15 protein-coding genes and 1 pseudogene are annotated in these 16,140 nt (G+C 49.5%); 12 read left to right on the top strand and 4 right to left on the bottom strand.

The window, feature by feature from the left end:
• Positions 1–29: 29 nt before the first annotated feature.
• The 6 genes from ycaO to OGV77_RS19450 all read left to right on the top strand — a co-directional run bounded on the left by ycaO (position 30) and on the right by OGV77_RS19450 (position 8,011).
• Positions 30–1,790 (top strand): 30S ribosomal protein S12 methylthiotransferase accessory factor YcaO, encoded by a 1,761-nt coding sequence (ycaO, locus tag OGV77_RS19475; protein WP_043017872.1) that lies wholly within the window; start codon positions 30–32, stop codon positions 1,788–1,790.
• 404 nt (positions 1,791–2,194) lie between these two features.
• On the top strand, positions 2,195–3,052 hold the full coding sequence (gene focA / locus OGV77_RS19470; protein ID WP_140389852.1) for a formate transporter FocA: 858 nt from the start codon (positions 2,195–2,197) through the stop codon (positions 3,050–3,052).
• A gap of 59 nt (positions 3,053–3,111) precedes the next feature.
• On the top strand, positions 3,112–5,394 hold the full coding sequence (gene pflB / locus OGV77_RS19465) for a formate C-acetyltransferase (protein ID WP_043015754.1): 2,283 nt from the start codon (positions 3,112–3,114) through the stop codon (positions 5,392–5,394).
• Positions 5,395–5,704: 310 nt separating this feature from the next.
• Positions 5,705–6,445 (top strand): pyruvate formate lyase 1-activating protein, encoded by a 741-nt coding sequence (gene pflA / locus OGV77_RS19460; protein WP_003035751.1) that lies wholly within the window; start codon positions 5,705–5,707, stop codon positions 6,443–6,445.
• A gap of 25 nt (positions 6,446–6,470) precedes the next feature.
• Entirely contained in the window at positions 6,471–7,205 is a 735-nt protein-coding gene (locus tag OGV77_RS19455; RefSeq protein WP_043015753.1) for a hypothetical protein, read from the top strand.
• 11 nt (positions 7,206–7,216) lie between these two features.
• A complete protein-coding gene (locus tag OGV77_RS19450) occupies positions 7,217–8,011 on the top strand; it encodes a PA3715 family protein (RefSeq protein ID WP_087051453.1) in 795 nt (264 codons plus the stop codon).
• 5 nt (positions 8,012–8,016) lie between these two features.
• On the opposite strand, the gene OGV77_RS19445 is transcribed toward OGV77_RS19450, so the two are convergent.
• Positions 8,017–8,865 (bottom strand): MurR/RpiR family transcriptional regulator, encoded by an 849-nt coding sequence (locus tag OGV77_RS19445; protein WP_042309464.1) that lies wholly within the window; start codon positions 8,863–8,865, stop codon positions 8,017–8,019.
• 121 nt (positions 8,866–8,986) lie between these two features.
• On the opposite strand from OGV77_RS19445, the gene OGV77_RS19440 reads away from it, so the two are divergent.
• From OGV77_RS19440 to OGV77_RS19420, 5 genes are read left to right on the top strand one after another with little or no spacing between them, the layout of a single operon-like run.
• Positions 8,987–9,262 (top strand): PTS sugar transporter subunit IIB, encoded by a 276-nt coding sequence (locus OGV77_RS19440; RefSeq protein ID WP_042309466.1) that lies wholly within the window; start codon positions 8,987–8,989, stop codon positions 9,260–9,262.
• A 17-nt stretch (positions 9,263–9,279) separates the two neighbouring features.
• Positions 9,280–10,545, top strand: coding sequence for a PTS ascorbate transporter subunit IIC (gene ulaA / locus OGV77_RS19435; protein ID WP_042309469.1), 1,266 nt, complete (start codon positions 9,280–9,282; stop codon positions 10,543–10,545).
• 12 nt (positions 10,546–10,557) lie between these two features.
• Positions 10,558–11,358 carry a transketolase gene (locus tag OGV77_RS19430; RefSeq protein WP_075144927.1) on the top strand — a complete coding sequence of 267 codons (801 nt, stop codon included), beginning with the start codon at positions 10,558–10,560 and terminating at the stop codon, positions 11,356–11,358.
• Entirely contained in the window at positions 11,355–12,266 is a 912-nt protein-coding gene (locus OGV77_RS19425) for a transketolase family protein (RefSeq protein WP_047412354.1), read from the top strand. Before OGV77_RS19430 ends, OGV77_RS19425 begins: the two co-directional genes overlap by 4 nt.
• 51 nt (positions 12,267–12,317) lie before the next feature.
• On the top strand, positions 12,318–12,755 hold the full coding sequence (locus OGV77_RS19420) for a PTS sugar transporter subunit IIA (protein ID WP_087051452.1): 438 nt from the start codon (positions 12,318–12,320) through the stop codon (positions 12,753–12,755).
• A 4-nt stretch (positions 12,756–12,759) separates the two neighbouring features.
• On the opposite strand, the pseudogene OGV77_RS24920 reads toward OGV77_RS19420, so the two are convergent.
• Together OGV77_RS24920 and OGV77_RS19415 are read right to left on the bottom strand one after the other, a co-directional pair.
• Positions 12,760–12,828 (bottom strand): annotated as a pseudogene (locus OGV77_RS24920) (transporter); the annotation flags it as partial.
• A gap of 179 nt (positions 12,829–13,007) precedes the next feature.
• Positions 13,008–14,156, bottom strand: coding sequence for an MFS transporter (locus OGV77_RS19415; protein WP_087051451.1), 1,149 nt, complete (start codon positions 14,154–14,156; stop codon positions 13,008–13,010).
• Between the two features lie 385 nt (positions 14,157–14,541).
• Between OGV77_RS19415 and ycaC the strand changes: the two genes are divergently transcribed.
• Positions 14,542–15,168 carry an isochorismate family cysteine hydrolase YcaC gene (gene ycaC, locus OGV77_RS19410; protein ID WP_043015748.1) on the top strand — a complete coding sequence of 209 codons (627 nt, stop codon included), beginning with the start codon at positions 14,542–14,544 and terminating at the stop codon, positions 15,166–15,168.
• A 108-nt stretch (positions 15,169–15,276) separates the two neighbouring features.
• Here ycaC and OGV77_RS19405 read toward each other — a convergent pair whose 3' ends face one another.
• The gene (locus tag OGV77_RS19405) at positions 15,277–16,140 is read right to left on the bottom strand and encodes a dimethyl sulfoxide reductase anchor subunit family protein (protein WP_043015747.1); all 864 of its coding nucleotides are present in this window, start codon (positions 16,138–16,140) and stop codon (positions 15,277–15,279) included.

Genomic DNA, 16,140 nt, shown 5'->3' with positions numbered 1-16,140 from the left:
GCGCTTTCCGTACGACAAAAGTGATTTTCATGACGCAAACATTTATCCCCGGCAAAGATGCCGCTCTGGAAGACTCCATCGCTCGCTTCCAGCAAAAATTGCTCGACCTCGGTTTTCAAATTGAAGAAGCCTCGTGGTTGAATCCCGTTCCTAACGTCTGGTCGGTACATATTCGCGACAAAGAATGCGCGCTGTGCTTCACCAACGGTAAAGGTGCGACGAAAAAAGCGGCGCTGGCTTCCGCGCTGGGCGAATATTTTGAGCGTCTGTCGACTAACTATTTCTTTGCGGATTTCTGGCTGGGTGAAACTATCGCCAACAGCCCGTTCGTACATTACCCGAACGAAAAATGGTTCCCGCTGACTGAAAATGACGACGTACCAGAAGGTCTGCTGGATACACGTCTGCGTGCGTTTTACGATCCAGATAACGAATTGACCGGCAGCATGCTTATCGATCTACAGTCTGGTAATGAAGAACGTGGCGTCTGCGGCCTGCCGTTTACCCGCCAGTCGGATAACCAGACTGTCTATATTCCGATGAACATTATCGGCAATCTGTATGTTTCTAACGGCATGTCTGCGGGTAACACGCGTAACGAAGCGCGTGTTCAGGGCCTGTCTGAAGTCTTTGAACGTCATGTGAAGAACCGCATTATCGCGGAAAGCATCAGCCTGCCGGAAATCCCGGCTGAAGTGATGGCGCGCTATCCAGCAGTGGTGGAGTCCATTGCCAAACTGGAAGCGGAAGGTTTCCCAATTTTCGCCTACGATGGCTCGCTGGGCGGCAAGTACCCGGTGATTTGCGTTGTCTTGTTCAACCCAGCCAACGGTACCTGCTTTGCTTCCTTCGGCGCGCACCCGGATTTCGGTGTTGCGCTGGAGCGTACCGTCACTGAACTGTTGCAGGGCCGTGGTCTGAAAGATCTTGATGTCTTCACCCCGCCGACGTTCGACGATGAAGAAGTGGCGGAACACACTAACCTTGAAACCCACTTCATTGATTCCAGCGGCCTGATCTCCTGGGATCTGTTCAAGCAGGATGCCGACTATCCGTTCGTTGACTGGAATTTCTCCGGCACTACGGAAGAAGAGTTCGCCACCCTGATGGCTATCTTCAATGCTGAAGATAAAGAAGTGTATATCGCCGACTATGAGCATCTGAGCGTTTACGCCTGCCGTATTATTGTTCCGGGAATGTCTGACATCTATCCGGCAGAAGATCTGTGGTTAGCCAACAACGCCATGGGTGCCCATCTGCGTGACACCATCCTCTCTCTGCCAGGCAGTGAATGGGATAAAGAAGACTATCTCAATCTGATCGAACAGTTGGACGAAGAAGGCTTTGACGACTTCACCCGTGTACGTGAACTGCTTGGTCTGGCGACCGGTGCGGATAACGGTTGGTATACCCTGCGCATTGGCGAGCTTAAAGTGATGCTGGCGCTGGCCGGTGGCGACCTGGAACAGGCGCTGATCTGGACTGAATGGACGATGGAATTCAACGCATCTGTCTTTAGCGCTGAAAGAGCCAACTACTACCGCTGCCTGCAAACGCTGCTACTGCTATCTCAGGAAGAAGATCGCCAACCGCTGCAATATCTGAACGCATTCGTTCGCATGTACGGAGCCGATGCGGTTGAAGCGGCAAGTGCGGCATTAAGTGGCGAAGCGCCGTTCTACGGGCTGCAACCCGTTGATAGCGATCTGCAGGCTTTCCCGGCGCATCAGTCTCTGCTGAAAGCCTACGAAAAACTGCAGCGCGCGAAAGCTGCACACTGGTCAAAATAGTGACAATCAACCTGCGCTGAGTAGGCTAAAGGTATTGTCTGGGCTATATTACGGGGCGCTTTATGCGCCCTGTTTTTTATTTTGGTCAAATCAAAAAATAAATGTAAAAACAAGGTTAAATATTAGTAGTTGATATTAAAAAAATTAGCTTATTAATGTGGTTTTTTATCTCAATTACTCCATTTTAATTAACCGTCTGACAGGAGACAAAAAGAAAAAATTCAACTCACTTTATAATTTTTAAAATTTATTTTTATATGGATAATCAACAAGTTACTCCGTAATCGCATAAAAACCATGCGTCTTACGGGCCTATAAGCCAGGCGAGATATGATCTATATCAAATTCTCATCTATAATGCTTTGTTAGTATCTCGTCGCCGACTTAATAAAGAGAGAGTTAGTGTGAAAGCTGACAACCCTTTTGATCTTATTCTTCCTGCTGCAATGGCCAAAGTTGCCGAAGAAGCAGGCGTCTATAAAGCAACGAAACATCCGCTTAAGACGTTCTATCTGGCAATTACTGCCGGTGTATTCATTTCAATTGCCTTTGTTTTCTATATCACCGCCACAACCGGTACCGGAGCTATGCCTTTCGGCATGGCAAAATTAGTAGGTGGTATCTGCTTTTCCCTGGGGCTGATTCTTTGTGTTGTCTGCGGCGCAGACCTCTTTACCTCAACCGTATTGATTGTCGTAGCAAAAGCCAGTGGTCGTATTACCTGGGGCCAATTGGCTAAAAACTGGCTTAACGTTTATGTCGGTAACTTGGTTGGTTGCTTGCTCTTCGTGCTACTGATGTGGCTTTCCGGCGAATACATGACCGCCAACGGCGCGTGGGGGCTCAACGTCCTGCAGACAGCCGACCACAAAGTGCACCATACTTTTGTTGAGGCGGTAAGTCTTGGCATCCTGGCTAACCTGATGGTGTGCCTGGCGGTATGGATGAGCTACTCGGGCCGCAGCCTGATGGACAAAGCGTTTATCATGGTATTACCGGTCGCAATGTTTGTTGCCAGCGGTTTTGAGCACAGTATCGCAAACATGTTTATGATCCCTATGGGTATTGTAATACGCGATTTCGCCACCCCGGAATTCTGGGCCGCTGTTGGGTCTTCTCCGGAGAATTTTTCTCACCTGACCGTGATGAACTTCATCACCGATAACCTGATTCCGGTTACGATCGGTAACATTATCGGCGGCGGTTTGTTGGTCGGGTTGACATACTGGGTCATTTATCTGCGTGGTAACGATCATCATTAATCTGATGATGCCCATTACACGCAGTAAATAAAAAATCCACTTAAGAAGGTAGGTGTTACATGTCCGAGCTTAATGAAAAGTTAGCCACAGCCTGGGAAGGTTTTACCAAAGGTGACTGGCAGAATGAAGTAAACGTCCGTGACTTCATTCAGAAAAACTACACTCCGTATGAGGGTGACGAGTCCTTCCTGGCTGGCGCAACTGATGCGACCACTGCACTGTGGGACAGCGTGATGGAAGGCGTTAAACAGGAAAACCGCACTCACGCGCCTGTTGACTTTGACACCTCCGTTGCTTCTACCATCACTTCTCACGACGCTGGCTACATCAACAAAGCGCTCGAGAAAATCGTTGGTCTGCAGACTGAAGCTCCGCTGAAACGTGCAATCATTCCGTTTGGCGGCATCAAAATGGTTGAAGGTTCCTGCAAAGCGTACAATCGCGAACTGGACCCGATGCTGAAAAAAATCTTCACCGAATACCGTAAAACCCACAACCAGGGCGTATTCGATGTTTACACCAAAGACATTCTGAACTGCCGTAAATCCGGTGTTCTGACTGGTCTGCCAGATGCGTATGGCCGTGGCCGTATCATCGGTGACTACCGTCGCGTTGCGCTGTACGGTATCGACTACCTGATGAAAGACAAATACGCTCAGTTCGTCTCTCTGCAGTCCGATCTGGAAAACGGCGTAAACCTGGAAGCAACTATCCGTCTGCGTGAAGAAATTGCTGAACAGCACCGTGCACTGGGTCAGATCAAAGAAATGGCTGCTAAATATGGCTGCGATATCTCTGGTCCGGCTACCAACGCTCAGGAAGCTATCCAGTGGACTTACTTCGGCTACCTGGCCGCTGTTAAATCTCAGAACGGCGCAGCAATGTCCTTCGGTCGCGTATCCACCTTCCTGGATGCTTACATCGAACGTGATATCAAAGCAGGCAAAATCACCGAGCAAGACGCTCAGGAAATGATTGACCACCTGGTCATGAAATTGCGTATGGTTCGTTTCCTGCGTACTCCTGAATATGATGAACTGTTCTCCGGTGACCCGATTTGGGCAACTGAATCTATCGGTGGTATGGGCGTTGATGGCCGTACTCTGGTTACCAAAAACAGCTTCCGCTTCCTGAACACCCTGTACACCATGGGTCCTTCTCCGGAGCCGAACATCACCGTTCTGTGGTCTGAAAAACTGCCTCTGAACTTCAAGAAATTCGCCGCTAAAGTGTCCATCGACACCTCTTCTCTGCAGTACGAGAACGATGACCTGATGCGTCCGGACTTCAACAACGACGATTACGCTATCGCTTGCTGCGTAAGCCCGATGGTTGTTGGTAAACAAATGCAGTTCTTCGGTGCGCGTGCAAACCTGGCGAAAACCATGCTGTACGCAATCAACGGCGGCGTTGATGAAAAACTGAAAATGCAGGTTGGTCCTAAATCTGAACCGATCAAAGGCGACGTTCTGAACTTCGACGAAGTTATGGACCGCATGGATCACTTCATGGACTGGCTGGCTAAACAGTATGTCACCGCGCTGAACGTTATCCACTACATGCACGACAAGTACAGCTACGAAGCCTCTCTGATGGCGCTGCATGACCGTGACGTTATCCGCACCATGGCGTGTGGTATCGCTGGTCTGTCCGTTGCTGCTGACTCCCTGTCTGCAATCAAATATGCGAAAGTTAAACCGATTCGTGATGAAGACGGTCTGGCTGTAGACTTCGAAATCGAAGGCGAATACCCGCAGTTTGGTAACAACGACCCTCGCGTTGATGATATGGCGGTTGACCTGGTAGAACGTTTCATGAAGAAAATTCAGAAACTGACTACTTATCGTAACGCTATCCCGACTCAGTCTGTTCTGACCATCACCTCTAACGTGGTTTATGGTAAGAAAACCGGTAACACCCCAGATGGTCGTCGTGCTGGCGCGCCGTTCGGACCGGGTGCTAACCCAATGCACGGTCGTGACCAGAAAGGTGCTGTTGCCTCTCTGACCTCCGTTGCTAAACTGCCGTTTGCTTACGCTAAAGATGGTATCTCTTACACCTTCTCTATCGTTCCGAACGCACTGGGTAAAGACGACGAAGTTCGTAAGACCAACCTGGCTGGTCTGATGGATGGTTACTTCCACCATGAAGCGTCCATCGAAGGTGGTCAGCACCTGAACGTGAACGTCATGAACCGTGAAATGCTGCTGGATGCGATGGAACATCCGGAAAAATATCCGCAGCTGACCATTCGTGTTTCTGGCTACGCTGTACGTTTTAACTCCCTGACTAAAGAACAGCAGCAGGACGTTATTACTCGTACCTTCACTCAGACCATGTAATTGGTTTTGACTGAAATCGTACTTTAAAAAGCGTACAATAAAGGCTCCACGTAAGTGGGGCCTTTTTAATAGCCTGCTTTGTCAGCTATCTATACTTATATACTCGATGGATTTCGAGTTGCATTGAGGCGGCAACGGAGTGAATCCCCTGGAGCGTACAGAAGTACGTGACTGGGGTGAGCGAAGGTAGCTAACAAAGATGCAGCTTGAAAGACGAAAAGTATGGATAGCAGCCAAAACAGACTCGACACAGTTAATAACTGTGCACTAACACAGGCCCCGGATGGGCCACACCTGGAGATACACCGCAATGTCAGTTATTGGTCGCATTCACTCCTTTGAATCCTGTGGCACTGTTGATGGCCCGGGCATCCGTTTTATTACCTTCTTCCAGGGCTGCCTGATGCGCTGCCTGTATTGCCATAACCGTGACACATGGGATACGCACGGCGGCAAAGAAGTCACCGTCGACGAGTTAATGAAAGAAGTCGTGACCTACCGCCACTTTATGAACGCATCCGGTGGCGGTGTGACGGCGTCCGGCGGCGAAGCTATTCTGCAAGCTGAATTCGTACGTGACTGGTTTCGGGCCTGTAAAAAAGAAGGTATTCATACCTGTCTGGATACTAACGGCTTTGTTCGCCGCTACGATCCGGTTATCGATGAGTTGCTGGAAGTCACCGACCTGGTCATGCTCGATCTCAAACAGATGAACGATGAAATCCATCAGAATCTGGTCGGCGTATCGAACCATCGTACGCTGGAGTTCGCGCGTTACCTGTCCAATAAAGACATCAAAGTGTGGATCCGCTACGTTGTCGTGCCTGGCTGGTCTGACGATGACGACTCTGCGCACCGCCTGGGTGAGTTTACCCGCGATATGGGCAACGTTGAAAAAATCGAGCTGCTGCCATATCACGAGCTGGGCAAACACAAATGGGTGGCAATGGGCGAAGAGTACAAACTGGATGGCGTCAAGCCACCAAAGAAAGAGACCATGGAGCGCGTGAAAGGCATTCTCGAGCAATATGGACATAAAGTGATGTATTAATGTTTATGCATTAAGGAAGTAAATCATGGATAGATTTTTGCGATACGGAATATTCGCACTGCTCTTTATATTCCATACAGCTTCGGTCCGGTCAGATTCCGGACCGAAGATTCGTTATCTGTATAACGATGACACTACCGAAGAAACAGTCGCTTTCTTCTACGATAACTCCTTTGCTCGCTGTGCCGAATGCAATCCGTACAGTCAAAGTGATATCGATGCGCTACGCTCAACGCCGTTCGATACCCGAATGGGCAATATTTATAAAGTCGCTGATAACAAAATCTGCATCAACGCAGCAGAGTGTTTCCCTCTCCCATTAAAGATTCCAAAAGAGTCCCCCTGGAAGATAATTGATTATCGTTGGGTTGCTGACACACCTGACTATCAGTTAGATAACAATAAATTACCCGCAGCGCAAAAACAGGAAATTACACAAGCCAGTTTGATAACCGCCAGGTTCCAATTAGATCCGTCAGTCAGTGAAGAAGACGGTAATGAAACCAGCGCCGACCACGCTTACTACGTCGCGCAAACCATGGAATCTCTTGAAAAATATAAGCTCCAGATTGTTGATACCGAAAAACGTTACCTGGTTTTTCCCCTTGATAATGGGCTGAAAATCACGGTAGATATGCAAAAAGGTAACGATGGCTTGCCCATTGATTCCTTGTTATACCGCCCTGGTCATGTACCAATAATCATTGATTTAACCGACAGTGAGCTGGTTGCTGCCCACTTCTACCTCTCAGGCCACTAAAGGATTTCACGATGAGAGTACTTGTTTCAGCATTTTTTTTGCTGTTCGCTCAGAGTACGAATGCCGCCGGCACCTGTGATATCAACGCCATTGTGCAGCATGCGTGGCCGGAGGCAAAACCAGCAGCGGAAGGTAAGATGCTCACCAAAAGCAATCAGGTTATCGATATCACGGGCAACTCAGCGCAAAGCGTAATTTGCCGCGTCTGGCCCGCTCACCCGGAACTGACATTGGCGGCGATTCCGCTGATGGCACAACAGGATAACGATTACGATCATACTGGCGATCTGGAACTTTTGGTACTAGACTCCGCGAGCCTCGACGTTAAACAACGATTACGCCTGCCCGAAAGGATGAATGACGACGCTATTCGAATTTCCGGTCTGATACTGGATACCGCTCGATGGAAAGTCGCCACTAACCAAACCGCATTTGGCTTGCGGATAGCCCGCACCGGCAGTTCCCGTGTAAATCCATTTAGTGAAGATGTGCTATCGCTGTTTGTTATTGAAAATGACCAACTACGAACGATATTAAACGGTATCGTCCTTGAAAACAGTACCGGGGAATGGGACGGGAACTGTGAAGGAACATTCAACGATATTACTCGTACCCTCTCACTTACGCCTGACTCGCATAATGGATACGTTGATATTCGTGTAAGCGAGAAAAGTGTAGCATCCAACGCCAATCTTCAGGCTGATGCTGAGTGTACCTCAAAAGATAAGTCCAGCAAGGCGAGCTGGACCCTGCTTTATAATGGAAAACAGTATGTCGTCCCCAAAAATCTGGCGCCGCTTGAGTAAACGGTTCAGGACATAAAATATTCCGAGAGCTTATTCGCCACGCTTTCAATTGAGAAAATGCTCTTCTGATGCGCTTTACGGCACTCCGCATAGCGCTCATCTTGCTCCTCCAGCGCATTGAGTAATTTGTCCGCCACCATCATTGCACCGGCGATTTCTGCGAAACCATACTCCCCCTCACCCTTCAGGGCTACGGCGGCCTGTAGATTCCAGTCCGAAAGACGGCTAAGCGGCGCAAAGGTGCCGCGGGTCAGCGAAAGGATCCGCGCGCCATGCTGCTTCGCCAACGCCAGCGCTTGCATCATATCAGCCGATGCCTGCTCAGTGTGCACCACAATGATTCCCTGGCTCTGCGGTTCAACCATCATGGATGAGGTTGTGAGGTAAAAACGATCGACAAAACTTGCCGCCTTACCCATTTTAATCAGGTTCATTTGTAAGAACAGCGCGACGGGCACCGCCGTACCAACAGCGTATATCGCGACAGAATTAACCTGGTTGATCCACGCCGCAGCAGCCTGTAATTCTTGCGTATTAATGATGGCATGGCTGTCACGAATGCTCGCCACTACGGCAGAGACCTCATCATTTTCCTGCTCTTCAGGACGCGCAGCTCCCTGCTCCAGCGCAAGCGCAGTTCTGAAATCAGAAAAACCTTTAAAACCAAATGCGCGGCAAAAACGGGTAATACTCCCTTCACTGGTTTCAATAGAATCCGCTAACTCTGTGATCGTATGTCTCATCACAAAATCAGGGTTCTCCGTCACAAAACGGCCCACTTTTTCCAGAATTGGGCTTAACCCTCCAGCCTCATTTCTGATGTTTATCAGTAAGTTAGTGTCAATCTGACTCATTTTTCGCCTTTTTGCTCAAAATGCAAACACAGTCACATCTTTCTGCCCACGTTAAGATAATAATTTTTTTCACAACAAGAGCAATGAAAATAATTATTTTTACAAAACAGGAGAAAAATAAATGAAAGGTCTCATTGTCTGTCGTACCGGTATGGGCAGTTCCTTAATGCTCAAAATCAAAGCGCAAAAAATCATCGACAAGCATGGCTGGGATATTGAACTCGAACATGACGTATTGTCCGGTCTTGCCACCTGGCAAGGGATTGATTTTGTTATCACCATGCGCGACCTCACCGATGAAATCGAAGCTGCTGGATTCAGAGCCATCGGTATAACCGACTTGATGAATAGCGAAGAAATGGAAACTGCGCTCACCAGCGTAATTCAGGGCAACTAACCTCTCCCGGAGGCAATATGGATCTCCTCAGGTTTATTGTATTCGACATTTTGGGTGTAACCCCACTTTTAGTTGGATTTATTGCATTAATCGGTCTGCTCATTCAACGCAAGCCGATTGAAAAAGTATTATCCGGCACCTTCAAAACCATCGTTGGATTTCTGGTCTTTGCGGGTGGCGCGGGGCTGGCGGTGACATCACTGGGTAATTTCCAGACATTGTTTAGCGATGGATTTGGACTCAAAGGAGTGATGCCGTTGGCGGAGGCGCTAACCGGCCTGGCCCAAACCAAATTTGCCATGTGCGTATCACTCATCATGGTTATCGGCTTTGGCTGGAACTTACTTTTTGCCCGTATTACACCGTTTAAATACATTTTTTTGACCGGCCAACATAATCTGTATCTCTCGGCATTGCTCACCGTCACGCTGAAAGCGCTCGGTTACAGCGATGGCGTTACGATTATGGTTGGTTCTGTATTGTTAGGCCTTGCTGCCTGCATCTACCCGGCCATTGCCCAACCGTGGATGCGTAAGATCACCGGAAATGATGAAATCGCCATGGGTCATTATGTCACACTGGCTTACGCGGCCTCAGGCTGGATTGGCTCGAAGGTCGGCGATCCCAAAGAGTCGACGGAGAAACTGAATCTCCCCGGATGGCTGGGGATTTTTAAAGACTACATTGTCTCAGTCTCTATTTCGGTCAGTATTTTCTATTACATCGCCGCACTGGCAGCAGGGAAAACAGCGGTTACCGCGGTAGCAGGTGGCATGCACTGGTTGGTCTACCCGCTTTTTCAGTCACTGACCTTTACCGCCTCGCTTTACATCATTATTACCGGTGTTCGTTTACTGCTTTCAGAGATCGTTCCGGCATTTCTCGGGATCTCGGAAAAATTCATTCCTAATGCCAAACCGGCGCTCGACTGCCCGGTTGTATTCCCTTACGCGCCAACCGCTACCGTACTTGGTTTTATCTCTTCGTTCGTCGGCGGACTGGTGGTGATGGGGATACTTGCGCTGATTGGTCAGACGGTAATCATCCCCGTCGCGATCCCCTATTTCTTCATTGGGGCAACGGCTGCCGTCTTTGGCAACGCTTCAGGAGGCTGGAAAGGCGCAGTGGTAGGAAGCTTTATTACAGGCATTCTCATCGGCATTGGTCCCGCACTTATCTACCCAATTATGGAATCGGTAGGACTTTCCGGTACCAGCTTCCCGGAAACCGATTTCGTCGCGCTTGGTCTGGTGGTGTATTACATCGGCAAAATGCTGCCCTGATAAGGAGTAAACATGAATATTGATGAATTGAAATCTCATGCGCGAGCTGCCCGCCGCGATATTGTCACCATTATTTACGAATCCGGTATTGGTCATCCCGGCGGCGCACTCTCCATTATTGATATTCTGACCTGGATTTATCATGAAGAAGTTCGTCTGAATGAAACACCTCGTGCCCGGGTGGTGATGAGTAAAGGCCACGCCGTCGCGGCACAGTACGCCATGCTGTATCAATTGGGGAAAATATCCCGCAGCGAATTTAGCACCTTTCGTCAGATTAACTCGCGTCTGCAGGGACATCCGAGCGTGAAATCACTTCCCGATGTGGATGCAACGACTGGACTGCTTGGCCAGGGTCTGTCAATTGCCTTGGGGATGGCTGCTGCCAAAAATCGCGCGGGGGATCCCAACCGCGTTTTCGCAATCATCGGCGATGGTGAGATGCACGAAGGCCAAATATGGGAGTCACTGCAACAGGCCGCTCATATGCGGATGGACAATCTGGTCGCCATCATCGACTACAACGGTTTTTCCTCACACGATCCGGTCAATGACGTCATCAATCTCGAGCCACTGGCCGACAAAATCCGTAATTTTGGCTGGCACGTACTTGAGCTACAGGATGGTAACAACATGTGCCAGGTTGCCGACACTTTGCAGCTATCTCGTTATCTGAAAGGCAAGCCGGTAGCTATTATCGCCCGCACCACCAAAGGCAGCGGCGTGAGCTATATGGAAAATAACGGCGACTGGCATTCTAAAACACCCAGTGCGGAACAATACCAGCAAGCTATGGAGGAATTACAGTCATGAGAGCACCACGCGATGAGATTGGTAATGCCCTACTCGCTTTGAGGGAGAAAGGCTATCCAGTTGTCGTTATCGACAGCGATTTGGCGAGCTCCACCCGCACCGATCAGTTTCAGAAGATCTGGCCTGAAGCATTCTTTGAAATGGGAATTGCCGAAGGCTCCGCGATGAGTTTCGCCACAGGTCAGGCATTGGAAGGTAACATTCCTTTTTACGTTAACTTCGCGATGTTCGTGACTGGTACAGCATGGACACAGCTTCGTCAGGCTTGTTACGCAAAGGCCAACATTAAGCTGGTCGGTAGCCATCCAGGTATGGATGACGGCCCGGATGGCGCTTCGCACCATGCGCTGGAAGATCTAGCCCTGACTCGTGTATTGCCAGGAATCACGATTCTGACTCCGGCAGATGCCGAAGAAGTTGAGGCTGCATTTGAGCAGGCAGTAAACATCCCCGGCCCTGTCTACATTCGTGTTGCCCGGGAACCGATGCCCGTACGCGATAAATCAGTTGTCCCCCGAGTATCCGATATCGAGGCCGTGGAGAGTTCAGGCAACGACTTCGCCATTGTTTATGAAGGAACAGTTCTTGAACAAGCGAGTACGGGTTACGCCCAGCTCAGTGCGCAGGGGAAAAGGGGCAAACTGATTCATGTGGCAACGCTAAAACCGTTCAATCGTCAGCGTTTCCTGCACCTCATTGCCAATTGCCCACGTATCGTCACGATTGAAAATCATACGATTAACGGCGGACTGGGTGGCCTGATTGCTGAAGTGCTGGCTGAAGAAGGAATCAACTCACGATTGTGTCGGCTTGGTACTCAGGACACATTCACCGAATCGGGCAACAGCCGGCAGTTGAAAGAGAAATACGGAATTTCAGCCTCTGCAATCTGTGAAGCACTCAAATAATCTGGTTGGCAGACCGTTACACGGTCTGCCAACTACAATAGGGATAAAACAATGCTATCTACGCTATTTTCAGCCTGGCAGTTTCGCGAACAATGCGGCACCTGGCAGGAAGCCGTGCAGTTGGCCTGTCACCCTCTCGAAGTGCAAGGCGTAATTACACATAGTTATACTCAGGCAATCATCCATGAAACAGAAAAACATGGCCCATGGTATATATTAAGTCCAGAATTTGCCCTGCCTCATGCTCGACCGGATGAAGGCGTGATGGGCAGTAAAACACATCTGTCGCTATTGAGCCTGAAAGAAGCAGTCCTGTTTCCCGGACACCCGGATGTGCGGTTAATCATTGTTCTTGCCGCAGCCAACAGCACTCAACATATCGAAATGATCCAACAGTTGGTGTGCTGGCTGGATGAAGCGGAGCGCTTACACCAGTTATCCCATACCACCAGCCTGGCGCAGCTTCTCTCTATTCTTGAAGTGAGTTAACGCATTACTGTTTCCTGCGCGCCAGAAGCGGGAAAATCAGCCCCAATCCTACCAGCACAAACGGCGTCACGATAAAATCAGGCGTGGGATTATGCGCGGTAAAATGAGCGAGCGGAAACGGCAGGGTGTAAAACTATAATCTTCTGCACACTTTATTTTCAGGGCAAAAGCGTGTGATTAAATAATGCAGGTTCCCATAAAGCATACATAAACAGTATGTATGGGAACCTGTTCGTATTCTGTTAAATCAGGTCAAATATGCGCAATAGAATTGGGCGTATGGCCCGTCTTACGCAACAGCATCAGTAAATAAATAAACGATACGCTGGCGATCATGATAAACAGCAAGCTATCTGAATAATTCTGCATCAGCATCGCGGTAAATGAAGGACCAAGCAGGCTGCCCACGGTATAGCTTAATAACAATGCCTGATTCATGGCGACCAGTTGATGGTGTTCCACCTTTTCACAGGCCCAGGCCATCGCTACCGGGTAGAGAGTAAAACCTGCCGCCCCCAACATAAACAACGCGGGCGCCATCGCCGCCTGATTCAGCATGGCAATACTCCCGACGATTACCACGAAAACCTGAACGCGTAAAACCAGCAGGCGTCCCAGCTTATCCGCCAGACGGCCAATCGGCCATTGCCCCAGGATACCGGCGCTAACCAGAACCGCCATCCAGAAACCAATGCTGGCGTTGCTCACCCCCTGATGGTTGAGATACAGCGGCATCAGGCCATACAAGGACCCCAATACAATCCCGGAAATAATACAGCCGTTAACGCCCAGACGCGCCTGTCGCAGCTTCAGCATGGAGACAATAGGCGTAGACTGCTGTTCATTACCCTGCTGATTGGCAATGCGCGTAAAGAGCAGTGGTAAAACGCCAGCCAGGATTGTACCCGTCACCCACGGCAGAACGTTCATCAATTCAGTTGATACTTTACTAACCAGCAACTGGCCTAAAAACGTCCCCACGTAATAGATCATCATATAAGCGGCAAGCAAACGTCCGCGATTACGCGAAGTCCCACTGCACATCAGCGCACTTTCCACTACCACCCAAATCATGGCGCAGCCAACACCGGCAATAAAGCGCCATGTCATCCAGCTCCAGAATCCCACCATAATCCCCAGCCCGACACAACCTACGGCAAAAATAAGCGAGGCGATGTAATAGCTGCGATTAAAACCAAGGTGTTTTATTAAATACCCGGTCAGCAACGTCCCTACCAGATTACCGGTAAAATAGGACGAGCTCACCACGCCTACCTGCCATGTGGGCAGATTTTCATGGGCGAGCCAAAGCGGGACGAGCGTGTTTAACACGGCGATCGCCAGGGTCAACAGAAGCAGCCCGCATAGCAATAGCATGACGGGACGGGTATAGGTGGACATGAATAAAAACCGTGAGGAAGTTCAAATTTCATGCGCATCATGCCACTGCCAAAAACATTGTCAATCGGCGTAATCAGAGGGCTGAGGCGCTTTCAGCACGATCGATTTGCATTACTGATTCTTAATGTGAATAGATAAAAAGCACAAAAACACATCTGCTTGTTTTTATTGATCTAAAACAAAAATCTCGCGTTGCGTTCAGTCGAAAAATTTCATGGACTCCCCTTACTTTTATTTCTTACTAAACTCTATGCGGGATACAGAGCTACATTGTCTTCAAAATAGAACAGTGAGTTCTTATTTATCTATCTAATCCAAATATCGTTCTTTTCGTAGACTTAAACTCATCAAATTTCCCCCACCGATGCAGAACAGGAGAAATACCATGACTAAACCTTACGTAAGACTTGATAAAGATAATGCGGCAGTACTGCTGGTCGACCATCAGGCTGGCCTGCTCTCTCTGGTTCGGGATATCGATCCCGATAAATTTAAAAACAACGTGCTTGCGCTCGGTGACTTAGCAAAATACTTCAAACTCCCGACGATTCTGACAACCAGTTTTGAGACTGGACCAAATGGGCCGCTGGTGCCGGAACTAAAAGCTCAATTTCCCGATGCGCCTTATATTGCTCGCCCAGGAAACATTAACGCGTGGGATAACGAAGATTTCGTGAAAGCAGTAAAAGCGACCGGCAAAAAGCAGCTGATTATCGCCGGTGTCGTGACGGAAGTTTGCGTTGCCTTCCCTGCGCTCTCGGCGATTGAAGAAGGTTTTGACGTCTTTGTTGTCACCGATGCTTCAGGCACATTTAATGAAATTACCCGCCATTCAGCATGGGATCGGATGTCGCAGGCCGGTGCTCAATTGATGACATGGTTCGGCGTCGCATGTGAGCTGCACCGCGACTGGCGTAACGATGTCGAAGGTCTGGCGACGTTGTTCTCGAATCACATTCCGGATTATCGCAATCTGATGACCAGCTACGACACGTTGACCAAGCAGAAGTAAAACCAGGGCGACCCCCCTGGCCTGATGTATTGTTAATGGCGCTTCACTTATCAGGCCTACAGATCGTGCAGGCCTGATAAGACTTGAGTTAATCCGAGATACTATAAATTAACCCGCCACCGCCATACCAACGGTCATATGCAAACCGTAAAACACGCCACGACCAATCAGCTCACCGACCAGAAGCAAAATAAACGCCACGGAAAGCAGCGGAACGGCAGGCTGGTAGCCCTTCACCTGCGGCACAATCCAGCAGCACAGCGCTAATGCCAGCGCCACAATCCGCCACGCCATAAGCGATCCGTAATCCGGAACCAGCGCAGAAGCCTGTTGAATCGAACTGTGGATCGTCGCCAGTTCAGCCCCCTGCATGACAGACATGATGGCGCTCACGACCAGAGCAAGCACTGAGATAGCCGGCAGCAGGCGCATTGCCCAACCATCCACGCCAGCAATTCTGAGTAACAGATATCCCAGCAGCGGCCCGCCCATAAACATCGTCAGGAAGAAGCCCAGCGGCGTCCAGACGCTGTACCAGGTCGGCACGGTATCGATGGTGTTATACACGCGTACCATCATCCAGACAAAAACCACGCCCAGCACCATGGTGACAACTAACCACAGATTACGTAATGCGGGCGACATTTTTTTCAACGTAGCCAGCAACCAGCCGATACCGCCAACAGCAAAGAAGATTGAGCCACTGGCAATCTCATTACTTAATGCAGAAGATCCTACGCGATTGAGTGAGTTAAAAGCGCGCATCGGCGAGCCCAGATGGAGCATGGAAGCAATAAAGCCAATGCCCATTAATACCCACAGCCCGAACATGCAGGCAATCACGCGCTGCTGCGATTCTGGGCGTAAGTCGCCTTTCATCAACGCCAGCGCCAGAACGATAAAGCCGCCAACCACACACTGTCCGAAGACCGTGAAGATCATCAGCGGCCATTCATGCCATCCACTTCCCAT

This window comes from Citrobacter sp. Ce129 (assembly GCF_030334545.1).
GTDB lineage: Bacteria > Pseudomonadota > Gammaproteobacteria > Enterobacterales > Enterobacteriaceae > Citrobacter > Citrobacter europaeus.
This window is presented reverse-complemented; position numbering and strand designations above follow the sequence as displayed.

Coding starts and splice junctions, on each gene's coding strand:
- ycaO (WP_043017872.1), top strand. CDS start 30: ATGACGCAAACATTTATCCCCGGCAAAGATGCCGCTCTGGAAGACTCC.
- pflB (WP_043015754.1), top strand. CDS start 3,112: ATGTCCGAGCTTAATGAAAAGTTAGCCACAGCCTGGGAAGGTTTTACC.
- pflA (WP_003035751.1), top strand. CDS start 5,705: ATGTCAGTTATTGGTCGCATTCACTCCTTTGAATCCTGTGGCACTGTT.
- OGV77_RS19455 (WP_043015753.1), top strand. CDS start 6,471: ATGGATAGATTTTTGCGATACGGAATATTCGCACTGCTCTTTATATTC.
- OGV77_RS19450 (WP_087051453.1), top strand. CDS start 7,217: ATGAGAGTACTTGTTTCAGCATTTTTTTTGCTGTTCGCTCAGAGTACG.
- OGV77_RS19445 (WP_042309464.1), bottom strand. CDS start 8,865: ATGAGTCAGATTGACACTAACTTACTGATAAACATCAGAAATGAGGCT.
- OGV77_RS19440 (WP_042309466.1), top strand. CDS start 8,987: ATGAAAGGTCTCATTGTCTGTCGTACCGGTATGGGCAGTTCCTTAATG.
- ulaA (WP_042309469.1), top strand. CDS start 9,280: ATGGATCTCCTCAGGTTTATTGTATTCGACATTTTGGGTGTAACCCCA.
- OGV77_RS19430 (WP_075144927.1), top strand. CDS start 10,558: ATGAATATTGATGAATTGAAATCTCATGCGCGAGCTGCCCGCCGCGAT.
- OGV77_RS19425 (WP_047412354.1), top strand. CDS start 11,355: ATGAGAGCACCACGCGATGAGATTGGTAATGCCCTACTCGCTTTGAGG.
- OGV77_RS19420 (WP_087051452.1), top strand. CDS start 12,318: ATGCTATCTACGCTATTTTCAGCCTGGCAGTTTCGCGAACAATGCGGC.
- OGV77_RS19415 (WP_087051451.1), bottom strand. CDS start 14,156: ATGTCCACCTATACCCGTCCCGTCATGCTATTGCTATGCGGGCTGCTT.
- ycaC (WP_043015748.1), top strand. CDS start 14,542: ATGACTAAACCTTACGTAAGACTTGATAAAGATAATGCGGCAGTACTG.
- OGV77_RS19405 (WP_043015747.1), bottom strand. CDS start 16,140: ATGGGAAGTGGATGGCATGAATGGCCGCTGATGATCTTCACGGTCTTC.